Annotated in this window: 19 protein-coding genes; 10 read left to right on the forward strand and 9 right to left on the reverse strand. The window is 59.7% G+C overall.

All coding sequences use genetic code 11. The features are described 5' to 3' along the window. Positions 1 to 2 precede the first annotated feature (2 nt). Together ICA15_RS09385 and ICA15_RS09390 are read left to right on the forward strand one after the other, a co-directional pair. Positions 3 to 818: a gamma-carboxygeranoyl-CoA hydratase gene (locus ICA15_RS09385; protein WP_150605353.1), complete on the forward strand. Its 816-nt coding sequence runs from the start codon at positions 3 to 5 to the stop codon at positions 816 to 818. Continuing rightward, a complete protein-coding gene (locus ICA15_RS09390; RefSeq protein ID WP_210553088.1) occupies positions 818 to 2,767 on the forward strand; it encodes an acetyl/propionyl/methylcrotonyl-CoA carboxylase subunit alpha in 1,950 nt (649 codons plus the stop codon). The genes ICA15_RS09385 and ICA15_RS09390 overlap by 1 nt, the downstream gene beginning before the upstream one ends. A 39-nt stretch (positions 2,768 to 2,806) precedes the next feature. Here ICA15_RS09390 and ICA15_RS09395 read toward each other — a convergent pair whose 3' ends face one another. Further along, positions 2,807 to 3,463 (reverse strand): LexA family protein, encoded by a 657-nt coding sequence (locus ICA15_RS09395; protein WP_210553089.1) that lies wholly within the window; start codon positions 3,461 to 3,463, stop codon positions 2,807 to 2,809. Positions 3,464 to 3,593: 130 nt separating this feature from the next. Here ICA15_RS09395 and ICA15_RS09400 point away from each other — a divergent pair, with 130 nt between their 5' ends. From ICA15_RS09400 to ICA15_RS09410, 3 genes are all read left to right on the forward strand, one after another. Continuing rightward, positions 3,594 to 3,932, forward strand: a complete 339-nt coding sequence (locus ICA15_RS09400) for a DUF6124 family protein (RefSeq protein ID WP_042559920.1) — start codon at positions 3,594 to 3,596, stop codon at positions 3,930 to 3,932. 468 nt (positions 3,933 to 4,400) lie between these two features. Beyond that, a complete protein-coding gene (locus ICA15_RS09405; protein ID WP_150605350.1) occupies positions 4,401 to 5,552 on the forward strand; it encodes a M14-type cytosolic carboxypeptidase in 1,152 nt (383 codons plus the stop codon). 154 nt (positions 5,553 to 5,706) lie between these two features. Continuing rightward, positions 5,707 to 6,906: an MFS transporter gene (locus ICA15_RS09410; protein WP_210553090.1), complete on the forward strand. Its 1,200-nt coding sequence runs from the start codon at positions 5,707 to 5,709 to the stop codon at positions 6,904 to 6,906. On the opposite strand, the gene ICA15_RS09415 is transcribed toward ICA15_RS09410, so the two are convergent. The 5 genes from ICA15_RS09415 to ICA15_RS09435 all read right to left on the reverse strand — a co-directional run bounded on the left by ICA15_RS09415 (position 6,903) and on the right by ICA15_RS09435 (position 11,821). Further along, positions 6,903 to 7,448, reverse strand: a complete 546-nt coding sequence (locus ICA15_RS09415) for a cytochrome b (RefSeq protein ID WP_150618345.1) — start codon at positions 7,446 to 7,448, stop codon at positions 6,903 to 6,905. The genes ICA15_RS09410 and ICA15_RS09415 overlap by 4 nt on opposite strands. Next, positions 7,445 to 8,551, reverse strand: a complete 1,107-nt coding sequence (locus ICA15_RS09420) for a catalase family peroxidase (RefSeq protein ID WP_150618344.1) — start codon at positions 8,549 to 8,551, stop codon at positions 7,445 to 7,447. Before ICA15_RS09420 ends, ICA15_RS09415 begins: the two co-directional genes overlap by 4 nt. 120 nt (positions 8,552 to 8,671) lie before the next feature. Continuing rightward, positions 8,672 to 8,857 (reverse strand): hypothetical protein, encoded by a 186-nt coding sequence (locus ICA15_RS09425; RefSeq protein ID WP_210553091.1) that lies wholly within the window; start codon positions 8,855 to 8,857, stop codon positions 8,672 to 8,674. Between the two features lie 52 nt (positions 8,858 to 8,909). Continuing rightward, a complete protein-coding gene (locus ICA15_RS09430) occupies positions 8,910 to 10,244 on the reverse strand; it encodes a hypothetical protein (RefSeq protein ID WP_210553092.1) in 1,335 nt (444 codons plus the stop codon). Next, positions 10,241 to 11,821, reverse strand: coding sequence for an amino acid adenylation domain-containing protein (locus tag ICA15_RS09435; protein WP_411959651.1), 1,581 nt, complete (start codon positions 11,819 to 11,821; stop codon positions 10,241 to 10,243). The genes ICA15_RS09430 and ICA15_RS09435 overlap by 4 nt, the downstream gene beginning before the upstream one ends. Before the next feature lie 267 nt (positions 11,822 to 12,088). On the opposite strand from ICA15_RS09435, the gene ICA15_RS09440 reads away from it, so the two are divergent. The 4 genes from ICA15_RS09440 to ICA15_RS09455 all read left to right on the forward strand — a co-directional run bounded on the left by ICA15_RS09440 (position 12,089) and on the right by ICA15_RS09455 (position 16,431). Continuing rightward, positions 12,089 to 12,595: a sigma-70 family RNA polymerase sigma factor gene (locus ICA15_RS09440; protein WP_150618340.1), complete on the forward strand. Its 507-nt coding sequence runs from the start codon at positions 12,089 to 12,091 to the stop codon at positions 12,593 to 12,595. Continuing rightward, positions 12,592 to 13,347, forward strand: a complete 756-nt coding sequence (locus ICA15_RS09445) for an anti-sigma factor family protein (RefSeq protein ID WP_210553094.1) — start codon at positions 12,592 to 12,594, stop codon at positions 13,345 to 13,347. Before ICA15_RS09440 ends, ICA15_RS09445 begins: the two co-directional genes overlap by 4 nt. 188 nt (positions 13,348 to 13,535) lie before the next feature. After that, positions 13,536 to 14,702 (forward strand): cell division protein ZapE, encoded by a 1,167-nt coding sequence (zapE, locus tag ICA15_RS09450; protein ID WP_210553095.1) that lies wholly within the window; start codon positions 13,536 to 13,538, stop codon positions 14,700 to 14,702. Between the two features lie 415 nt (positions 14,703 to 15,117). After that, positions 15,118 to 16,431: a leucine-rich repeat-containing protein kinase family protein gene (locus ICA15_RS09455; RefSeq protein WP_210553096.1), complete on the forward strand. Its 1,314-nt coding sequence runs from the start codon at positions 15,118 to 15,120 to the stop codon at positions 16,429 to 16,431. Positions 16,432 to 16,557: 126 nt separating this feature from the next. Here the strand turns inward: ICA15_RS09455 and ICA15_RS09460 are convergent, their stop codons facing one another. Then, the gene (locus tag ICA15_RS09460; protein ID WP_042559931.1) at positions 16,558 to 17,262 is read right to left on the reverse strand and encodes a YebC/PmpR family DNA-binding transcriptional regulator; all 705 of its coding nucleotides are present in this window, start codon (positions 17,260 to 17,262) and stop codon (positions 16,558 to 16,560) included. A gap of 222 nt (positions 17,263 to 17,484) precedes the next feature. On the opposite strand from ICA15_RS09460, the gene ICA15_RS09465 reads away from it, so the two are divergent. Beyond that, positions 17,485 to 18,888 (forward strand): type VI secretion system Vgr family protein, encoded by a 1,404-nt coding sequence (locus ICA15_RS09465; RefSeq protein ID WP_210553097.1) that lies wholly within the window; start codon positions 17,485 to 17,487, stop codon positions 18,886 to 18,888. A 126-nt stretch (positions 18,889 to 19,014) separates the two neighbouring features. On the opposite strand, the gene ICA15_RS09470 is transcribed toward ICA15_RS09465, so the two are convergent. Next, positions 19,015 to 20,406 (reverse strand): FAD-dependent oxidoreductase, encoded by a 1,392-nt coding sequence (locus tag ICA15_RS09470; protein WP_210553098.1) that lies wholly within the window; start codon positions 20,404 to 20,406, stop codon positions 19,015 to 19,017. A 73-nt stretch (positions 20,407 to 20,479) separates the two neighbouring features. Further along, positions 20,480 to 21,814 carry an MFS transporter gene (locus ICA15_RS09475; protein WP_210553099.1) on the reverse strand — a complete coding sequence of 445 codons (1,335 nt, stop codon included), beginning with the start codon at positions 21,812 to 21,814 and terminating at the stop codon, positions 20,480 to 20,482. Between the last annotated feature and the right edge of the window lie 106 nt (positions 21,815 to 21,920).

The following is a 21,920-nucleotide window of genomic DNA, read 5'->3' on the forward strand; positions in this document are numbered from 1 at the left end:
TCATGAGCGATTTCAACACCCTCGAACTGCACAGCGATCCACGGGGTTTTGCGACTCTTTGGCTCAACCGTGCAGAGAAGAACAACGCCTTCAACGCCGAAATGATCCGCGAGCTGATCCTCGCCCTCGACAAGGTTGCCAGCGACGCCAGCCTGCGTTTCCTGCTGGTGCGCGGGCGCGGCAAGCATTTCAGCGCCGGCGCTGATCTGGCGTGGATGCAGCAATCGGCCGAACTCGATTATCACACCAACCTCGACGACGCTCGGGAACTGGCGGAGTTGATGTACAACCTGGCCAAACTGAAAATTCCTACCCTGGCCGTGGTGCAAGGCGCGGCGTTCGGTGGTGCGCTGGGCCTGATCAGTTGCTGTGACATGGCGATTGGTGCCGATGATGCGCAATTCTGCCTGTCGGAAGTGCGCATCGGCCTGGCGCCAGCGGTGATCAGTCCGTTTGTGGTGCAGGCCATTGGCGAGCGCGCAGCACGCCGCTATGCCCTGACCGCCGAGCGTTTTGGTGGACAACGTGCGCGGGAAATCGGCTTGTTGTCCGAGAGCTATCCGAACGCAGAGCTTGAGCAACAGGTCGAGCAATGGATCGATAATCTGCTGCTCAACAGCCCTGCTGCCATGCGCGCCAGCAAGGATCTGTTGCGTGAAGTCGGCAACGGTGCGCTGACTCCAGCCCTGCGCCGCTACACCGAAAACGCCATCGCCCGCATCCGCGTCAGCCCTGAAGGCCAGGAAGGCTTGCGCGCCTTTTTGCAAAAACGTCCGCCGAACTGGCAAGCCGCAACCACCACCAAGGAGCCGCGTTGATGAGCGCACCTGTTCTCACCACCCTGCTGGTGGCCAACCGAGGCGAAATTGCTTGCCGGGTCATGCGCACCGCCAAGGCCCTGGGCCTGACCACCGTCGCGGTGCACAGCGCTACCGACCGTGATGCGCGACACAGCCGTGAAGCAGATATCCGCGTTGATCTGGGCGGCAGCAAAGCTGCCGACAGTTATCTGCAAATCGACAAACTGATCGCAGCGGCCAAGGCCAGCGGCGCACAGGCGATTCATCCGGGTTATGGTTTTCTTTCCGAGAACGCCGGATTCGCTCGCGCCATCGAAGCCGCCGGTTTGATCTTCCTCGGGCCGCCCGCCTCGGCCATCGACGCCATGGGCAGCAAATCCGCCGCCAAAGCGCTGATGGAAACGGCTGGCGTGCCGCTGGTGCCGGGTTATCACGGCGAAGCGCAAGACCTCGACACCTTCCGCGATGCTTGCGAACGCATCGGTTACCCGGTGCTGCTCAAGGCCACCGCTGGCGGTGGCGGCAAAGGCATGAAAGTCGTCGAGGACGGCAGCCAACTGGCCGAAGCCCTCGCCTCCGCTCAACGTGAAGCACAATCGTCGTTCGGCGATTCGCGGATGCTGGTGGAGAAATACCTGCTCAAGCCACGTCATGTGGAAATCCAGGTATTTGCCGATCAGCACGGCAACTGCCTGTACCTCAATGAGCGTGATTGCTCGATCCAGCGCCGCCACCAGAAAGTTGTCGAGGAGGCGCCGGCACCGGGTCTGACCGCACAACTGCGCCGCGCGATGGGTGAAGCGGCTGTGCGTTCGGCGCAGGCGATCGGCTACGTTGGCGCGGGCACCGTGGAATTCCTGCTCGATGCTCGCGGCGAATTCTTTTTTATGGAGATGAACACTCGGCTGCAGGTTGAGCATCCCGTGACCGAGGCCATTACCGGCCTGGATCTGGTGGCGTGGCAGATCCGCGTTGCGCGTGGTGAAGCGTTGCCGATCACTCAGGAGCAAGTGCCGCTCAATGGTCATGCCATTGAAGTTCGGCTATACGCAGAAGATCCGTCGAATGACTTCCTGCCGGCCGCCGGGAGTCTGGCGTTGTATCGCGAATCAGCTGACGGCCCAGGGCGGCGGGTGGACAGCGGCGTCGCGGAAGGTGACGAGATTTCACCGTTCTACGACCCGATGCTCGGCAAGTTGATTGCCTGGGGCGAAGATCGTGAGCAGGCGCGTCTACGGCTATTGAGCATGCTCGATGAGTTTGCGATTGGCGGGTTGAAAACCAATATCAATTTTCTGCGGCGGATCATCGCTCACCCCGCGTTCGCGGCGGCGGAACTGGATACCGGGTTTATTCCGCGTTATCAGGAGCAACTGCTGCCGGCTCCGGCCGAGTTGAGTGATGCGTTCTGGAATGTGGCGGCGCAGGCGTTTGCACAGAGCCTGCCGAGCATTGCGCGGGCTGATGACCCGAGTTCGCCGTGGGCTCGCAATAGCGGTTTGCGCGCGGGTCTGTCGCCGGAAATCACCCTGCACTTGAGTTGCGAGGGTCAGGATCGCGCGTTGACGTTGGGTGCAGGTAGCAACGCGAAACTGGTGGGTGAAGCACTGATTGTCGAGCACGACGGCGTGCGTCGTGACTTACGCGCTATCCGTCAGGGCGATTCGCTGTATCTGCAGTGGGAAGGCGAGTTGCGGCGTGTCGAGTCGTACGACCCGATCAGCGCTGTCGAAGCCAGCCACAGTCATCAAGGCGGGCTGACTGCGCCAATGAACGGCAGCATCGTGCGGGTTCTGGTTGAAGCCGGTCAATCGGTCGAGGCGGGTGCGCAACTGGTGGTGCTGGAAGCCATGAAAATGGAACACAGCATCCGCGCACCACACGCCGGCGTGATCAAGGCGCTGTATTGCCAGGAAGGCGAAATGGTTGGCGAAGGCAGCGCTTTGGTTGAATTGGAAGCTGTATGAAATGAAGATCGATCCTACGCCTGGCGAGGATCGATCTGATTAGAATCGCGCCGTTGCCTGAACCACTACGCCGATAATTCGACACTCATCGGTAAACAGTGCTTTCGGCCATGTCGGATTGAGCGGTACCAGGTAGCGCTGGCCGCCCTCTTCGTCGAGTTTGCGAAAAATCGCCTCATCGCTTTCCGGCCGCTGGGCGATCACCAGTTTGCCAGGCACTGCTTCCACTTCCGGATCCACCAGAATCAGCATGCCTTCAGCAATGCTTATGCCACTGGGTGCGGTCATCGAATCACCCGTCACCTTCAGCCAGAACGCAGCACCTCGGGCGTGATAATCCGTCAGTTCGAAGCGTTGTTTGTCTGTCGGCACATACGTGGGCTGCCCGCTTTCGCGCACTTCGCACGGTGCTCGCCAGTCGCTGACCGGGTAACGGAAGTACGGGTTGTACTTCTGCGCCAACGGCATCTCATCATCCGGCGCCTCTTGCGGCTCGCGGATCAGCAGCACCACTTCCAGATAATCCATGCCCAGCGCTTGCAGCACGCGATTCATTTCAGTGATGCCCGGTTCCCTACGTTTGTTCAGCCAATGACCGATCCCTCCCTGGGACATACCGACGCGCTCTCCGAGCACTGTTTGAGTGATTTTGAGTTCACTCATCTTGGCCTTGACCAACTCAATCCATTTATCCATGTGCAGCACCTTACGCGGACGCCTTCAGCGCGGCAAAACACAAATTGTAGTATTTAATTATTAGTGACAACTACATTTCGTACTATTCTGAAAGCACGGATTTTCAATTGAACAAGGAGCGGTCGTCATCATGAATATCAGCAGCAAAGACTTGCCCGATCTGCAAATGGACACCACGTTCACCTCGCCACAAGGCAACGCCGCGGCACAACGAGCACTGGACTATTACTTGAAACCAGCTGTGTCAGAGCCCGAGGTCGATGAGCGTTTCTTCGATGTGAGGCGCCATCTAAGCGGCGAAGAAGCCCTGGTCCACGCCTCGGATCTGCTGCGATGCGCGGCAGCCACCGCGTTCAAGGCAGCAGAAAACCTGCAGGGCGCGAGCCGTGACCTGGCATTTTCGGTGGTGCACATGGTGGATATGGCGCGGGCGATGGTCGACCACTCGCTCGATGGCGAAGAAACCTGAGGGCGAGAAAGGAAAGAATTTTCCAATCGCGCAGATGAAAACATTTGACTTGCAAATGATAATGATTATTATTGCATGCAGCTGGTCGCGAGATCAGTCGATGGACCAGAGACCTTAGGTCGGTCTTCTGGCCTATCTCCTCATCAGGCTAATCACGGTTTTTGACCCGGCTTTTTGCCGGGTCTTTTTTTGCCCGTTTTTCGGGCTTATGGCTTCAGGCTAATGAAGTCTTTGGATGCTGCAAATTCGATGGCGCGGATAATATCAAAAGAATATCGATTAGCAAGACAAGCCCGGCTGCATTGGGGAAAACTAACAGCAGATAGCACTTGAGAATCAATCGCATACACTCTAAGCTGCATCCGCGTCATGGAGGACGCCCCCGCCTCCACCCCACAATTCCCCTCGGTTTCACGCCTGTCTTGTGTGTAAAGTAACGGCCATAAAAATCATATTCAGGAACCGATTATGACCGTGGCCAAATCTTCGTTCGACATCAGCGCCAACTTCGACAGCGGCAATATCCAAGTCATCGATATCAGTAATCCGCTCAACCCGGTTCTGGCCATCCGCCCGGACACCCGCAGCGCGCATTTCCAGTGGTTTCACTTCAAGGCCAGCGGCTTGCATGTCGGCCAGGAGCACTGGTTTCGCCTGAACAACGCCAGCCAATCCACTTACAGCAAAGGCTGGCCAGGCTATCAGGCAGTGGCCTCCTACGATCACGTCAACTGGTTCCGTGTGCCGACGATATTCGAAGGCGACTGCCTGCGCTTCTCCCTTGAAGCCACCCAGACCCACGCCTGGTTCGCCTACTTCGAACCCTACAGCCGTGGCCGTCACGACTGGCTGATCGAGCAGGCCCTGACCAAAGCCGGCACCGAACTGCTGGCTACCGGCAAGAGCGTCGAAGGCCGCGACATTCAATTGCTGCGCAAAGGCACAGGTGCCGAAGGCCAGCGCAAAGTCTGGATCATCGCCCAGCAACACCCGGGCGAACACATGGCCGAATGGTTCATGGAAGGCGTGATCGAGCGCCTGGAAAGACACGATGACCCGGTCATGAAAAAATTGCTCGCCAGCGCCGATCTTTATCTGGTTCCAAACATGAACCCGGACGGCGCTTTCCATGGTCACCTGCGCACCAATGCCATGGGCCAGGACTTGAACCGCGCCTGGCAGAACGCCACTCAGGAGGTCAGCCCTGAAGTGCTTTTCGTGCAGCAGCAAATGGAAAAATACGGTGTCGATCTGTTTCTCGACGCCCATGGCGATGAAACCATCCCGCACGTATTTACCGCCGGTTGTGAAGGCAATCCGGGCTACACACCGCGCATCGAGAAGCTCGAAGAGCATTTCCGCAACCACTTGAAGCACACCACCAAAGACTTCCAGACCAAGTACGGCTACACCCGCGACGAACCGGGCCAGGCCAACATGACCCTGGCGTGCAACAGCGTCGGCCAGAAGTACGATTGCCTGTCGCTGACCCTGGAAATGCCATTCAAGGATCACGACGACCATCCAGATCCACACACCGGCTGGTCGGGCAAACGCTCCAGGCAATTGGGCAAAGACGTGCTGACCACTATTGCCGACATGGTCGACACCCTGCGTTGATCCCCAGCTCCCGGTAATCCGCAAAAGATCGCAGCCTGTCTGCGATCTTTTGTTTTGTGCGATACGCAGCCTTGCTCGATCAGGTTGCAAAACGAAACCAGATTACCTACTGTGGATTCTGGTTTTAATTTGCAACCTAAAAGGGAATCCGGGCATGAAACCTCATTCACTCAACAACAGCGTGGTGCTGCTCTTTGCCGTTGCCTGTGGTCTGGCCGTGGGCAATGTGTATTACGCGCAGCCGCTGCTCGACGCCATGGCCGAAGCCTTCGCCATGTCGCCGGCAACCATAGGCATCGTGATTACCCTGACTCAGGTCGGTTACGGCGTAGGTCTGATACTGCTAGTGCCGCTGGGCGATTTGCTCAACCGACGACGATTGATCGTCGCGCAGACGCTGTTGTCGGCCGCAGCGTTGCTGATGATCGCAGTGGCACCCAGCAGCCTGTGGCTGTTGATCGGCATGACCTTGACCGGTCTGCTCGCCGTGGTGACGCAAGTGTTAGTGGCTTATGCTGCGACGCTGGCGATCCCGGCACAACGCGGGCGCGTGGTTGGCGTGGTCACCAGCGGCATCGTGGTCGGCATCTTGCTGGCGCGTACGGTCGCAGGCGCAATGGCCGATCTGGCTGGGTGGCGGGCAATTTATCTGCTGTCGGCGGGGCTGACGTTGTTGATGGCTTTGCTGCTGTTTCGTGTGCTGCCTAAAGATGAAAACCCACAACCGACGACAACCTATAGCGCCTTGATCGTCTCGGTATTCAATCTGTTCAGAGAAGAGCCGGTACTGCGTCAGCGCGCAATGCTGGCCCTGCTTACCTTCGCCAGCGCCATGGTGCTGTGGACGCCGATGGTGCTGCCGCTAGCCGCCCCGCCGCTGTCGCTTTCCCACAGCGAAATCGGATTGTTCGGACTCGCCGGGGCCGCAGGCGCGCTGGCCGCCGCCCGTGCCGGGCATTTGGCTGATCGCGGTCTTGGCCAGTGGGTCAGCGGTTTATCGCTGTTGTTGATGCTCGGCTCGTGGCTGCCAATCGCCCTCACTCAATCCTCGCTGTGGGCGTTGCTGCTCGGTGTGATCACCCTGGATCTGGGCTTGCAAGCCGTGCACGTCACCAGCCAAAGCATGATTTACAGCGTGCGCCCGCAAGCACAAAGCCGCCTCACCGCCGGTTACATGTTGTTCTATTCGATCGGCAGCGCACTGGGCTCGATCGGCTCGACCGCCATGTATACGTGGGCCGGATGGATCGGCGTGTGTTGGCTGGGCGCGGGCATCAATGCCATTGCGCTGGCGTACTGGTACCTGACGCTGAGAAGTGGCGCATCTTCACAATGCGCCACTCAGACCGGCTAACGACGATCACGCCCGCGCAACATGCTGTCGAGCACCTCGTCGCGGCGCACCCAGCCATGGAACAGCGCCGCCGCCAGGTGCAGCAGCACCGTCAGAAACAACAGATACGCCAGATACCCATGAGCCTTGCGCAGCAGCGAAAACAACTGCGCATCGGCCGGCACAATTGCCGGTAACTGCAGCGAACTGCTGAGCATCACCGGCTCGCCCGACGCACTGATCATCGCCCAACCCAGCAAAGGCAACACCAGCATCAGCGCATACAGCAATACATGCGAAGCCTTGGCCGCCATCACCTGCCAATCCGGCAAGTCGGCCGGCAGCGGTGGTTGCCGGGTGGAAAATCGCACCAGCAGACGCACGATCACCAGCGCCAGAATCGCAATACCCAATGGCTTGTGCAGATGGATCAGCCATTCATGGCGCTCGGAAACCGAAGTGACCATGCCGGCGCCAATAAACAGCATGGCGATGATCATCAGCGCCATCAGCCAATGCAGCAGCCGCGCCAGCAGCGCGAAATGAGTCGGTTGAGCGCTCATGGACGAGCCTCCTGTTTAGCGGCGGGCAATTGGCTGACTTCGCTGGTGCGTCGCAGGTAGGAATCGGCGTAACCAGCGGAGCGAGCCGCGAGCAACGGATCGTCGGAACCTTGAATACCGGCCGGCAGCACCAACGGATCGTAGTTGATGTCACGGCACTCACCGCTCAGTTGCGGTTGGGTTCGCTCCAGCACCAAGGTGCCGGCGTTCAACACCTTGCGCCCCTCGGGCCAGGTTTTGCTGGCGTCGTTCACCGGGTCATCGGCATTGGCCAAGGTAATGTTCAACTGAAAACGCAAAGGCGCGGAGGCCAACCGTCGCACCAGGTCTTTCTCCAGAAAATCGCCACCCTCAGGCGCGGTGGCACCCGCAGCGTCCTGCGCCAAGGGTTTCATGCTCCAGCGCACAGCCTGTTTCTTGCCGCTGGCGTCCACCAGATAGAACGCGTTAACACTGTTATAGGTTTCAGTGGCGTAACTGGCGGACGGCTTGGCGGTCTTCACCCAAGTCAGAAACGGCACGGCTTCCGGGTGCGCTGCAAAAAATGCGGGCACCTTGGTCGGATCCGGTTTGCCGGTGGCCGGATCCGGCGACTGCGCCTGCTGCAACTGATAGAACGCCTCAGGCGTGCCAACCGGGAACACCGGCATGCTGTTCATCCCGGTGCGCCATTGCTGACCATTGGCCTGAGTGAATCGCAGCGCCAGGCTGCGGATCGGCACGCTGCTGTCCGGTGCATAAGGATTGCCCGCCGGCAGCGCGAATCGCCCGACCACTGGCGTGCGCGGGTCGTTGAACACCTGCGCGGTGGAAAACACTCGCGCTTCGCCACTGCTCTCGAAATGCCCGATCACGCACACGCCTTTGGCGTGATTACGGCGAAATCCGGGATGCACGCCGTTGTTCTTCTCCAGCACATCGACCAGCGCTTTGGGCGTCAGACGTTGTGGGTCAAAGGTGCCATGAACGTAGGCAAACGCCCCGGCCACGGCGGCGACTACCACGGCAATGGCGCCAAGGCGGAATATCAGGCTCGCGGCACTCAATGGCGGGCGCTGCGGCCCGCCGGGTGGTGCAGCGTTGGGAGAGCTGCGATCTACCATGAAAGACTCCAGGGCCATCGGCCATAGGGAAAGGTGCTATGAGACGCACGCCTCGTAGGATTATTCCCTTTGAACTGTAGTTTCTTTCAGGTCACTGCGTTTGCTGATGCGTTGAGCACATTAAATCTGCTCAAAACGTGGTTTGCGCTTCTCCAAAAATGCCTGGATGCCTTCTGCATCATTGTCCAGGCCTCGCAGGGAATCGAGCAGTTCACCCATCATTTGGTGACTCAAGGCATTGCGGGCTCGTGGGCGATTGAGCCGGCTCAGCACAAGTCGTCCGAGTCTTTCGATCAATATGTTCATGTTCGTTGCCTTCCCTGGATTAAGTAACACTAAGAAAAATATCGACGCGGTGTCAGGAATCCCAGATAGCGCCGTAGGCAGGGATACCCCTGGCCTCCATTTCCTCGACCACGCGTTCCGTCAATGTCTGATTGGATATGCAAATCACTGCCTCCGCGCCGAACGACTGCACCGCGCAATACGCCAACTTCACCAGGTCGGGTTTGCCTGAAACATCGGTGTCCCAGATCAATGCATCGGGCTGCGCCGCGAGAATTTCGTCCACCAGTGCATCGCCATAAGTGGCTCTGGGACTTCGGGTCGACCAGATCAAGCGTATGGGTATTTGTTTGGCCAACAAGTGCGGCAACACCGGGCCAATCCCGCTGCCGGTGGCGATATACACCACTGCTTTGAACAACGTTTCAATGTGCGCCACCCCTGCGGTGGTAATGCCTTTGACCCAGACGTGGGTCGGCGCCTGCTCAATGAAGTCGCCCGTCCAGTCACCCGCCCGGGAAATGATCAGTCGGAAACCTTCCTCCCCCGGAGTAGGAATATTGGCGAACGAATGCCATTCCCACAGTGGGTTGCGACTAATAGCGGTGGCTGAGCCGGCAAACGGTGTGTGGTGATCGAACTGGACTATCACCGCGTGTGAGGAAAGTGGCACCACACTGACAGGGACTTGGCGCAACCGCAGCCACGGCAAGGTAATGCTGAATGTCACCAGCAACAGCATCCAGAACGAGGCAGATTGCGAGAGGACATCCGTCAGCGCAGCCGTAGGATGTTGATCCCTGACAAACACCAGTGTCATCGCCCAGAACATCGCGAGAGCGGCCCAACCGGCGAAGCGGTGGGTGCGTTCGAACGCATTGTGAAAACGCGCGCGAATGATCGGTAGCGCCATGATCGCCACCAGTAAAAGCAGCCCGAGCAAGCCACCGCTTAGCCCGATCAGGGTCAACGAAACGCCGCCCGGCCCTTCGAATTGCAGCCAGATCATCGAGCCGAACAACAGCGCAAACCACGCAATGGCTGCCATCGCGCCACCACTGTGCAGACCACCAAAATGGTAGACCTTGGCCAATGACCGGCGAATCGCCAGCGGCCAGGACGTCGGCGCCCGGGTCGCCAGCCAGAACAAGCCATTGATGACGTACTGCTGACGAATCAGTATCGCCATCGACAAGTTCGCGACGACCAACCCAGACAGAGTTTGCAAAGCGACGCCTGAAGTCGACCACCACTGCCCGGTTTTCAAACCGTAAACCAGGGCTGCAATGTTGCCGGCGAACACCAGCAACACCAGACGGTTGTAATGCGAGAACATCGGCAGCGTTCCCAAACGCCGCCACAATGCGCGCCGGGCCGGTAACACGATCGTCAAATCCGTGCCGTTCATGCCTGCACCCGCTGCTCGGCGCGAGCGTGTTGTGCCTGATGCGCCACGGCCCACTCAAGCAACAAACGCTTGTCGACCTTGCCTCGGGAGGTCAGCGGAATTTGATCCACAGCGAGAATCAACGATGGCACGCAATAATAAGCCAGGCGCTCTTCGCAACGTTTGCGCGCAACTTCAACGTCTGTGATGGCGGGATAGACGAAGGCCACCAGATGGCGACTGTCGAGCTTGAGGGTAACCGCTCGCTCACAGTTCGGCACGGACTCCAGTGCCGCTGACACCGAGTCAAGTTCCACCCGAAAACCCCTGACCTTGACCTGATCATCGACACGCCCCAGGTGTTCGAGCTCACCGTCCGCCATCCAACGTCCCAGGTCCCGGGTGCGGAACATCAAACGTCCCTGCCCCAGAAACGGATCGGGCCGATAGCGTTCGTTGGTCAGTTGCGGATTTCCCAGATAACCAGCGGTCACGCAGTCACCGCCCGCCCACATCTCACCCTGCTCGCCCGGAGCGCAGAGCTGTCCGGCGTCGTCGAGTACATAAACGGTGTTGTTGGGCGTTGGCTTGCCGATCGTCAACGCACCCGCGCCGCGATAGTGCTGCATGGTATTGACGATGGTGGTCTCGGTCGGCCCACAGGCATTATAAAAAGTGCAAAACGCCGCCCAGCGATCTGCCAGCGGTTGTGGGCAGGGCTCGCCAGCCAGAGCAACCACTTTTACCTGTCTGCAACGAGCAGGATCGAGCGTAGCGAGAATCGACGGCGTCGCAATCAGCACGTCACAGCGCTCGGCGGTTTGCGCGATGTCTTTGCCCCGGATCAACAGCGTCGCTCCGTTGGCCAGACAACCCAGTACCTCCCAGGCCGCCATATCAAAAGCGATGTTGAGGATCTGGCCAACCTTCAGGCCCGGTCGCATACCCAGATTGCCGGGCTCGGTCAGCAAAATATTGCACACATTACGCTGCGTCACGCGAACGCCATTGGGCAGTCCGGTGGTGCCCGAGGTGAACAGGATAAAGCACAGTGAGTCCGGCGATGACGTCGCGCCACACCTATTCAAGTCGTCGCTGGCAACGCTCGCCACCTGAATGAATTCATCCAGGTGGATGCACTGTTGATCCATTGTCAGAGGAATCGCCCGCGCCAGTTCGGACAGTGTCAGTACGACCCGAACCTGAGCGACGGCCATGATATGACTCAGCTGCGCAGCGGGGGTGATGCCGATGTGCTGAGGAATATAGGCCGCCCCGGTTTTCAGCACGGCCAGCATGCCCACCAGCATCGGGATCGAACGCTCCACAAACAGCGCCACACGATCGCCCGGGCCCACACCCTGCTTGAGCAATGTCGTGGCGAGTCGATTGGCCTGGCGGTTCAACTCGCCGTAAGTGATGGACTGGCTTTGATATTCGGCCGCGATTGCTTCAGGCCGGCTGGCTGCTTGAAGTTCGATTGCACGATGGATCAATGTAGCGTCAGGCTTGACGCTCGGACCGCAGCCGAAGTGTTGCCATGGGTTGGGCTCAACAAACGGATTCGGCTTCGCGTTCGATGTCGACCGGTTATTCATCGCAAATGCTTGCATGGGACTTCCCTTTCCTTTTCTCAACGATTTATTTTTCACGTCCCGCTCCGCACCCGTGGGTTGCGCCGGTAGCCGACGTGATTGGCAAATGGGTTGAGCAGGGAAAGTGGAATCCATTACACGGCTTACAAATCGCAGCGAACTATCCTACGAAGAAGGGATAAAAATTTTCAAACCGGTGGATGGAATAACCATCCTTGAGGGACGTCTTTCTTCTCAACATCGCCTTTCGGCAAAGAGCAGCCCCTCGCCATGAACGAGCTAGACGAACAACTGCGTGAACTGATCCCCCGGTTACGGCGCTTTGCCGTGTCGTTGACGCGCAACAGCAGCAGCGCCGACGATCTGGTGCAGGCTTGCCTTGAGCGGGCCCTGTCGAGTTGGGGCGGCAAGCGCGCTGACGGGGATCTGCGTGCCTGGCTGTTTTCGATCCTCTACCGGCAGTTTCTCGATGCCCATCGCCGCTCCCGCCGTTATGCGCGGATGCTCGAGTTTTTCACCGGTCGCGACGATGCCGAACCGTCGACCGAGCGCACCGTGATTGCCCAATCTACCCTGCAAGCGTTCGACCGACTGCCCAGCGAACAGCGTGCGCTGCTGCTGATGGTCTCGGTTGAGGGCCTTTCCTATAAAGAGGTCGCCGAGATTCTCGACGCCCCGATCGGCACCGTGATGTCGCGCCTGTCCCGCGCCCGCCAGGCCTTGCGCCAACTCAGCGACGGCGAAATCATCAGTCCTTCTTTGCGGATACTCAAATGATCAGCATGCCTCCCAGCGAGCGCGACCTGCACGCCTACGTCGACCACCAACTCAGCGACGCCGACCGGCGCGTGCTGGAAACCTGGCTCGGCAACCATCCAGACCAGGCCGCTCAGGTGCGCGCCTGGCAACAGGACGCCCAGCAACTGCGTGCGGCACTGAGCGGCGCATTGCAGCAACCGGCCAATCCGGCGCTTGATCCGACGATGATTCGTCAGCGCCGCCAGCGTCAGTCACGCCGCCATCTGGCGAGCGCAGCGGTGTTGCTGATCGCGGTGAGCGTCGGTGGTTTCAGCGGTTGGCAGGCACGGGAAATGACCTTGGTGCGCGCCTCCGTGTTACCCATGACCGACGCGTTGCAAGCGTATCGGTTGATTGCCCAGCAAGGCATGCTGCCCGCGGATTACAAGGTCGAGGGTGCTGGCGACATGCAGCGCTGGCTCGACCGCTATTTCACTCGGGTCGGTCGCTTGCCAGATTTGGCGGCGGCGGGGTTTGAACCGGTCAGCGGACGCTTGCTGAGTACCGATGAAGGGCCGGCGGCGATGGTGATGTATGAAGATGCGAGTGGGCACAAGGTCAGTTTTTATGTGCGACCGCCTGGGCCGAAAAACACCTTATTGCCCAGGGGCAGTCGCAGTGATGGGGATTTGCAGGCGGACTACTGGTCAGGCGGTGGTTACAACTATGCGATGGTCAGTCCGGTCGATACACCGGCCGCGCTACTGCTCAAGCAATCGCTGCAATTCTGAAAACCACCGCGGATTCCAATCTGGAATCAGCCTGCCGGCGATTGGGTGCGCCGCTTATTATCAGCCTGTACACGCCGCACAATTGTTCACTGACCGCCCACTCTCGAGCGGCTGTGCTGGAAGGCTCGTTCCGCGACTGGTTACACTATGGCGCCGCGCCGGCTCGACGAAATACGGAGTGATCGACAGTGCCCGCCCAACCGCCGAAACGATCGCGACTGACCCAGCGCTGGCCGGTGCTGCGCCGCCTGTTCGGCAAAGGCAGGCCCGCCAACGCCGGGCACGACGCCAGCGCCCAGTTGATCCGCGATTACTTCCGCCACAAGGCAAACGGCCAGGGTTACACCCTCAGCCACAGTCAGCTGCGCGTGATCGACTGCATGGCGCAGCAGGCCAGTCTGCTGTTCGGCGCAACAGCGCAAACCCCACCGAGTCTGTATCTGTACGGCAGCGTGGGGCGCGGCAAGAGTTGGCTGCTGGACGGCTTCTTCCAGGCGCTGCCGATCACGCAGAAACGTCGCCTGCACTTCCATGAATTCTTTGCGCAACTGCATCAGGGCATGTTCGACCATCGCCATCAGGACGATGCCCTCGCCACCACGCTCGATGCACTGCTGCTGGACTGTCGGGTAGTGTGTTTCGACGAGTTTCATGTGCATGACATTGGCGACGCGATGCTCATCACCCGACTGTTCAAGGCGCTGTTCAAACGGCGGATTCTGCTGTTGGTGACCTCCAACTATCCGCCCGAAGGCCTGCTGCCCAATCCGCTGTACCACGCCCGGTTCAAACCAGTGATCGAGCTGATCAACTCGCGCATGCAGGTCATGGAAGTCGGCGGCCCTCACGACTACCGCAGTCAGATGCGCAACCATGCGCATCAGGTGTTCACTCAGGGCCTCTACGTGTGGCCAGCCACGCACGCTCAGCGTGAGGCGCTGAACCTGCCGACAGAAGATGCACCAGCCATTTCATTAACCGTTGGCACCAGGGCGTTTCGCGCACGTTTTTGCGAGGACCGCCGCGTCGGCTTCACCTTCGCTGACCTGTGTGAACAGCCGACGGCCGTCATGGACTATCTGCAATTGTGCCGCCGCTTCGACCACTGGATCATCGACGGACTGCCGGAACTGGACGAATGCTCGATTGCCGCGCAGCAGCGGTTCATCAACTTGATCGACGTGCTCTACGACCAGGACAAACACCTGACGTTGCTCGGTCGATTGCCTCTGGGCGAAAGCCTGGCGGGTCAGGTAACCGATCTGGCCCGGACCCGCAGTCGGTTGGGGCAGTTGCAGGAAGAACACAGCACGGACAGCTCCCACGGGACTGAGTTTACTGAGCCCCCCCTGTAGGCGCTGCCGCAGGCTGCGATCTCTTGATCTGTTTATTAACAACCAAAATCAAAAGATCGCAGCCTTCGGCAGCTCCTACAGTTGAAATGTGCGAACGCCCGGAGCGAAGGTACCCGAGCCACAGCGAGGGCCGAACGTCAGGGCGCAACCCCAAGAGGCCATTACCGCAGCACCGGATATGTACCCAATCAGCAAAAACACCATCAACAGAGCGGACGCCTTCGCGAGCAAGCTCGCTCCCACAATTGAACGGAGCAAACCTGCAAAACACTCGTCGGCTGAAAAATAGCTATCGCCAGCAGGCTGGCTCCCACAGGGTTTTGTAGCGTTTTCAAGATCCGAGAAAATTTCAAACAACAGCTTTGCCGCTATCATGTCGCCCATTCCCAGCGACCCCCTTATTGCGAATTCCCATATGCACACCCTTGCTCAATTGCGCGCCGGCGAATTGTCGGGCATCACGCGGCTGGACCTGTCCTGCGGCCTGACCGAGTTCCCGGCAGAAATCTTCGATCTGGCCGACACCCTGGAAGTCCTCAATCTCAGCGGCAACGCCTTGAGCTGCCTGCCGGATGACCTGCATCGCCTGACTCGATTGCGCGTGCTGTTCTGCTCCGACAACCAGTTCACCGCACTGCCCGCCTGCCTTGGCCAATGCGCGGCGCTGACGATGATCGGCTTCAAGGCCAACCGCATCGCCGACGTACCTGGCGCTGCCCTGCCACCGCTGCTGCGCTGGCTGATCCTGACGGACAACTGCATCGAAACACTGCCGAGCGAACTGGGTGAACGTCCACACCTGCAAAAACTCATGCTGGCGGGCAATCGCCTGCAATCGTTGCCGTCTTCGCTGAGTCATTGCCACCGGCTGGAACTGCTGCGCATCGCCGCCAACCAGTTGACCGAGTTGCCACACTGGCTACTGACGTTGCCGAGCCTGACGTGGCTGGCCTACGCCGGCAATCCGCTGGAAACCGAAGCCGACGCCGCGGCTCTTGAAGCGACACCGCAGATCGACTGGTCGGCGCTGCGTCTGGAGCAACAACTGGGCGAAGGCGCCTCCGGGGTGATTTCCCGGGCGATCTGGCAACGCGCCGATGGTGCGGTGACGCCGGTTGCGGTGAAGCTGTACAAAGGCGAAATGACCAGCGATGGCTCACCGCTGCACGAAATGAACGCCTGCATCACGGCCGGTTTGCACCAGAATCTGATTCGAATTGAAGGTCGCATCCACGGCCATCCCGACGGCCAGCAAGGTTTGGTCATGCAACTGATCGATCCGAGCTTTGCCAACCTGGCTGGATTGCCGAGCCTGGCGTCCTGCTCGCGGGATGTCTACGCCGAGGATCGCCGCTTCAGCGCACAGGTTGCACTGCGCATTGCCATGGGCGTTGCGTCGGCAGCGGAGCATCTGCATCAACAAGGCATCACCCATGGCGATCTCTACGGGCACAACATTCTGTTGAACGATCAGGGTGACTGTTTACTCGGGGATTTCGGAGCAGCGTCGTTTCATGCCACCACCGACAGCATGGAAACGCGCGCGCTGCAGCGCATTGAAGTACGGGCGTTCGGGGTCTTGCTGGGGGAATTGCTGGCGCGGATCGACTCGGGACTGAGTGATGAGCGACGTCAGGTGCTTGAAGCGCTGGAGCGGCGGTGCTGTCAGCCCGATGTGCTGGCGCGGCCGGGGTTCAGTGAAGTGATTGAGGTATTGCAAAAGCCGTGACCGCGGCGCGATCAATCGCGGGCAAGCCCGCTCCCACAGGGTTTGCGGCGATCACGGAATTTGTGCACGACGCCATACCTGTGGGAGCGGGCTTGCCCGCGATGGCGGCTCTACTGAATAAACAAATCAGCCAGCCAGACCGACAAACATATCCTGCACGTCATCATGGTTGTCGAGGCCTTCGAGGAACGCTTCAACCTCAGCCATCTGCTCATCGCTCAAACCGCTGACCGGGTTTTTCGGCTGGTAGCCGAGCTTGGCCGACAGCACGGTGAAGCCTTGTTCCGGCAGGGCTTTCTGCACCGCGTCGAGGTCGGTCGGATCGGTGATGAACAGGGTCGCGCCCTCTTCACCCGGCTCGAAATCCTGGGCACCGGCTTCGATGGCGGCCATTTCCGGATCGGCGTCCGGAGTGTCTGCCGATGCTTCGATCATGCCGACGTGGTTGAAGTCCCAGGCCACCGAACCGGAAGCGCCCAATTGGCCCTTGCGGAATGCCACGCGGATTTCCGCCACGGTGCGGTTGATGTTGTCGGTGACGCACTCGACAATCAACGGCACCTGGTGCGGGGCGAAACCTTCGTAGGTCACGCGGTGGTATTGCACGGTTTCGCCCAGCAGGCCCGCGCCTTTCTTGATTGCGCGGTCGAGGGTTTCTTTCGGCATCGAGGCTTTCTTGGCCTGTTCGACCACCAGACGCAGGTGCGCGTTGGTCGCGGTATCGGCACCGTTGCGCGCAGCAATGGTGATTTCTTTCACCAGTTTGCCGAAGATCTTGCCCTTGGCATTGGATGCCGCTTCTTTGTGTTTAACCTTCCACTGTGCGCCCATTACTCACTCTCTTGATCTGTGGCGCCGAGACATCTATTGGCCGACGCGTGGCGCCAAGTTTATACGGCCTAAAGTCGGCAATCGACCAAAAAAAATCCAATGTGGAATCGACATCTTCACCAGAGCTTGTAGGGCGATTCTGAAAACACCCTTTGACATGACCATTCCGCGCCGCGGTTTCGTACCCTCTGAGGCCCGTATTGCCTGACAGAGCCTGTTCGAATGCTCAATGACAAGGAAAGTCCGTTTACCCTCACCCTGACCGACAGTGGGTTATGCCTGCCGGTGGTGCGTTTCAATGGCGAGGAAGCGCTCAACCAACCCTACCGTTTCGACATCGAACTGATCGGCCTGGCCCCCGCCGTGACGCCGGGCACGCTGGTGCAGCAACCGGTATTTCTGCGTCTGGACGACCATCACGGCATTCACGGCATGATCGACAGTGCCAGCTGCGAACATCGCGGGGCGCACCGCATCGGCTATCGACTGATCGTGGTGCCGGCGCTGCAACGGATGGCGCAGCCGTGTAAACGGAGGGTGTTCGTGCAACTGAGCGTGCCGCAGATTCTTGAACAGTTGCTCGCTGAAAACGCCCTGCCGGCCGACAGCTACCGAATTGAAATGACCGTGGGTCAGTATCCGGCGCGGCCGTTCTGCGTGCAGTTCGAGGAAAGCGATCTGGCGCTGCTGCACAGGCTTTGCGAAGAAGAAGGCATTCACTATCACTTCGAGCACAGCACGCAGGGGCACGTTGTCGTGTTCGCCGATGACAGCCTGAGTCTGCCGCAAGAACCGGCATTGGTGCCGTTTATGGAGGATGAGCAAGCGTCCTCGCCCTGTGTCCGTTCGCTGTACCAGCACCACCACGCCGCGCCCATCCCCACTCTGCACGCCGTGCGCAATCGAGGGCTCCAGACGGCCGATGGGGATGCGGCCAATCAGCCACCGTCAAAACCGTCGCTGCCGGTGCCTTCGCCGCAGCAACGCCACAGTGAACAACGCAGTCGTCGCCATCTGGAACGACAACGTTGCCAACACCGCTCAATCAATGGCCGCAGTGACTGCGTCGGTTTGCTCAGCGGGCACTTGTTGCAAGTGACGGAACATCCCATCAGCCAGTTCAACGAACAATGGCGGATCACCACCCTGCGCCATCACGGGCAACACCCGTCGATTCTCGACCCGGCACCGACGGTGCACCGTTACTACAACGATTTCACTGCCCAACCGTGGTCAACCGACTTTCGCCCGCCACTGCAGCAACCGCGCCCGAGCATTGCGGGCTATCACCTGGCGCAAGTGCTGGGAACACCGGGGCAAGCTGCGCGGCTCGACGCGCAAGGGCGGATTGCCGTCAGGCTGTGGCCATCACAATCGCAATCGCCACCAGTCGCCGACACCGACGCCATCTGGCTACCCATCGCCATGACCCGGGCCAACGGCCGAATCGCACCTTATGATTTGCCCAGCGTCGGCAGTGAAGTGTGGGTGAGTTTTCTCGACAGCGATCCAGACCGGCCGATCCTGTGCCTGGGCACCACCCGCAACCCCACACCCCGCGAAACACCGTCCGCGACTGACAGCAGTCTGTTGCTCGACTGGTTGCTCAACGGTACCCACCTGTGACCTGAACCTCTGTAGGAGCTGCCGAAGGCTGCGATCTTTTGATCTTGCTTTTAAAAACCAAAATCAAAAGATCGCAGCCTTCGGCAGCTCCTACAGGGGTTGGAGTGTTTTGCAATTATTCGGTTGTCAGCCCTTGTCAGCCTTGCCCGCCGCCGCGGCGAATTTCGCCAGGCGTACGTCCAGATGCCGGGGACGGTGACCATGGTCTTCGGCGCGTTCCTTGCGGCGGATGGCGTTACGCACCATCAACGATCCCAGGTAGCGGATTGGCTCCGGCGGAAAATACCCCAGCGGCCCGTTGACCAGCGGCGAGCGCGTCCATGGGTTATCCAGCCCCTGCACCAGCGACGCAAGTATCTGCCCGCCCATGTGACACGGGCCAACGCCGCTGCCGGAATAACCGAAACCGTAAAACACATTGCCGCTGCTGCTCATCTGACCGAAGAACGGCAAACCGGTGACCGAGCGATCCGACGGGCCGTTCCAGGTCGCGTCGACTTTCACGTCAGCAAACGCCGGGAAAAAATCGTCAAGGCTGCGCTTGAGCAGGCCCGCGTAAGGCGACGGCTGATCGAACACCGGCAACATCCGCCCGCCAAAGGCGAAGGTGTTGCCACCCTTGCCGAGCATGATCCGGCCGTCCGGGGTGTTGTGGTAGTAGTGCACGAAAATCCGCGAATCGAGCACGGTGACGCCGCTGGTCAAGCCGATTTCCTGCAACAGATCCGGACGCGGTTCGGTGATCAGCATGTCGCTGGAAACAATCGCCACACTGCGTTCGAATTGCGGGAAGGCGCGGGCCATCCACGCGTTCATCGCCAACACCACGCGGTCTGCCTGCACATTGCTGTTGGCCGTGCGAATGCGTGCTGGACGGCCCTCCTCCAAACCGGTCATTGCCGTGTTTTCGTGAATTTTCACGCCCAACTCCAGTGCTACACGGCGCAAGCCGCGCACCAGTTTGCCGGGTTGCACACTGGCTGCTGCCGGAGAAAACCAGCCCTCCAGATGCTTGCTGGAACCGGCCATGCGCTGCACATCAGCCACTGGACGCTGAGTGAACGAGTTGATCCCGTTGCGCTCAAGCGCAGCGATTACCGCGTCAGTCGAACCGACCTGCGCACGGTTGGTCGCGGTATAGAGCGTGCCATCGAGCCGGTAGTCGGCATCGACGCCGTACTGCTCGCAGAACTCGCCGATCGCATGAATGCTGCGTTCGGATTCCTTGACCAGACGCACCGCTTCCTCGACGCCGAACAGGCGTTCCAGGGTGAAGTATTTGGCCGACCACGACAGCGCACACCCGCCGTTACGCCCACTGGCGCCAGCGCCGCAGATGTCGGCTTCGATCAGCAGCACATCGAGCTCGGGGTTTTGTTGCTTGAGCATGATCGCCGTCCACAACCCGGTGTAACCACCGCCGACGATGCACACGTCGGTGCGCACGTCGCCCTGCAGCGGCGGGCAGGTTTCGGAGGTGTCGGCCTGCAGGGCCTGCTCCAGCCAGAACGGTCTCATGGGGTTTCTCCAGTCAGTTGGCCACGGCACAGCCTGCCGCGAACACCGCAGCAGGCCGCGAGGCAAAGGGTTTTCAGTTACGTAGAGGTTTGATCGTCAAGGGGCAGTTGGGGATGGACGCGCGCGGTTCCATGAACCCGACCGGACGGCTGTTCCAGTGCGGAATCAACACCAGCGCCGAGAACAATGCGCAACCGGCGAAGACGATGAACACTGTCACCGTGTCGAAGTAGCCCGGCAGCAAGCCGCCAAGCACGGCGCCGACCGAGCCGCAGCCGTTGACGAATCCGGCAGCGGTGGCCCCGGCCTTGGCTTTGCCGAAATCGATGGCGGCCGCGCCGCTGATCATCGAGTCGGGTCCGTACAGGGTCAGGCCCATGACAAACAGCAATGCGACCACGATCAAAACACTGCCCGTTTGCAAGGCAGCCATGAACAACGCCAGTGTCACGGTCAGCGCCAACAGGCTGATCACACAGGCTGGCATGCGCCGAGCGCCGAACAATTTGTCCGAAGCCAGCCCGATCAGGATCGGCCCGAGCAACCCGGCCAGCTCGAACGAAGTGGGGATGATCGCAGCACCGACCTTGCCGACGCTGGGCATCTGTTCAAAGACGATCACCGGGCCCCACAGCAGGATCGCGTAACGCGCCGGTTTCAACATGAAATACGCCAGGCCCAATACCAGCACCGTGCGATTACGCAGAATTTCCTTCAACGGCTCCCAAACGCTGAGCTTGCTGTTGGCTTCGGTCTCTTCGGCGCTTAACACAGGCTCCGGTTCCACCGCCGGCAGGCCGACATCTTCCGGTTTGTCGCGCTGGAAGATAAAGAACAACACCGCCACCACCGCCACCACCGCCACCACTGCGGCACTGGAAAAAAACGCCGCGTGCCAACTGCCGATCAGCGTGTAGGCCCACCAACCGGCGAACGGTGACGCCACCAGCCCTCCAAATGCGTAGCAGGAACTCCACAAGCCGAGCACTCGCCCGCGCTGCTTGGACGGGAAGAAACTGCCGAGGTTTTTACACAACCCCGACCATCCCGTGGACTGCGCCAACCCTTGAATCAACATGCAAGTGGCGAAGATTGGCAGCGTGGCGAAACTGCCCATCACCAGCGCCGCCGCCGCAGAAATCAGCAAGCCTCCGAACACCACAACCCTTGGGCCGAAGCGGTCAGCGAGCATGCCCCAGGTGAATTGGCCGATGGCGTATGCCGCCAGATAGATGGCATCGAGGTTGGCCATGGTCATTTTGTCGAGCATGAAATTCGGGTCTTCGCCGATGCCCAGTTTGGCCACCGAAAACGCTTTGCGAGTGAAATAGAAAGCGGCGTACGCAAGCCAGGTAATCGCAAAAATCTGCATGCGCCAACGCGCAATGGTGCCGATGTGCTTGTTCATGTGGTTCTGACCTCAGGGTGTGAGTGTGCCGGCAGAATCGTTAAGTAAACGCCTGTGTTTTTTATTGTTGAGCACTGCGATATCACCCCATCCCTTATGGCGATAC

It is taken from the genome of Pseudomonas sp. P116 (assembly GCF_020149425.1).
GTDB classification, from domain to species: domain Bacteria; phylum Pseudomonadota; class Gammaproteobacteria; order Pseudomonadales; family Pseudomonadaceae; genus Aquipseudomonas; species Aquipseudomonas anatoliensis.

Coding starts and splice junctions, on each gene's coding strand:
- ICA15_RS09440 (WP_150618340.1), top strand. CDS start 12,089: ATGAACGAGCTAGACGAACAACTGCGTGAACTGATCCCCCGGTTACGG.
- ICA15_RS09405 (WP_150605350.1), top strand. CDS start 4,401: ATGACCGTGGCCAAATCTTCGTTCGACATCAGCGCCAACTTCGACAGC.
- ICA15_RS09385 (WP_150605353.1), top strand. CDS start 3: ATGAGCGATTTCAACACCCTCGAACTGCACAGCGATCCACGGGGTTTT.
- ICA15_RS09455 (WP_210553096.1), top strand. CDS start 15,118: ATGCACACCCTTGCTCAATTGCGCGCCGGCGAATTGTCGGGCATCACG.
- ICA15_RS09465 (WP_210553097.1), top strand. CDS start 17,485: ATGCTCAATGACAAGGAAAGTCCGTTTACCCTCACCCTGACCGACAGT.
- ICA15_RS09425 (WP_210553091.1), bottom strand. CDS start 8,857: ATGAACATATTGATCGAAAGACTCGGACGACTTGTGCTGAGCCGGCTC.
- ICA15_RS09475 (WP_210553099.1), bottom strand. CDS start 21,814: ATGAACAAGCACATCGGCACCATTGCGCGTTGGCGCATGCAGATTTTT.
- ICA15_RS09445 (WP_210553094.1), top strand. CDS start 12,592: ATGATCAGCATGCCTCCCAGCGAGCGCGACCTGCACGCCTACGTCGAC.
- ICA15_RS09415 (WP_150618345.1), bottom strand. CDS start 7,448: ATGAGCGCTCAACCGACTCATTTCGCGCTGCTGGCGCGGCTGCTGCAT.
- ICA15_RS09420 (WP_150618344.1), bottom strand. CDS start 8,551: ATGGTAGATCGCAGCTCTCCCAACGCTGCACCACCCGGCGGGCCGCAG.
- ICA15_RS09395 (WP_210553089.1), bottom strand. CDS start 3,463: ATGGATAAATGGATTGAGTTGGTCAAGGCCAAGATGAGTGAACTCAAA.
- ICA15_RS09435 (WP_411959651.1), bottom strand. CDS start 11,821: ATGAATAACCGGTCGACATCGAACGCGAAGCCGAATCCGTTTGTTGAG.
- ICA15_RS09400 (WP_042559920.1), top strand. CDS start 3,594: ATGAATATCAGCAGCAAAGACTTGCCCGATCTGCAAATGGACACCACG.
- ICA15_RS09470 (WP_210553098.1), bottom strand. CDS start 20,406: ATGAGACCGTTCTGGCTGGAGCAGGCCCTGCAGGCCGACACCTCCGAA.
- ICA15_RS09390 (WP_210553088.1), top strand. CDS start 818: ATGAGCGCACCTGTTCTCACCACCCTGCTGGTGGCCAACCGAGGCGAA.
- ICA15_RS09410 (WP_210553090.1), top strand. CDS start 5,707: ATGAAACCTCATTCACTCAACAACAGCGTGGTGCTGCTCTTTGCCGTT.
- ICA15_RS09460 (WP_042559931.1), bottom strand. CDS start 17,262: ATGGGCGCACAGTGGAAGGTTAAACACAAAGAAGCGGCATCCAATGCC.
- ICA15_RS09430 (WP_210553092.1), bottom strand. CDS start 10,244: ATGAACGGCACGGATTTGACGATCGTGTTACCGGCCCGGCGCGCATTG.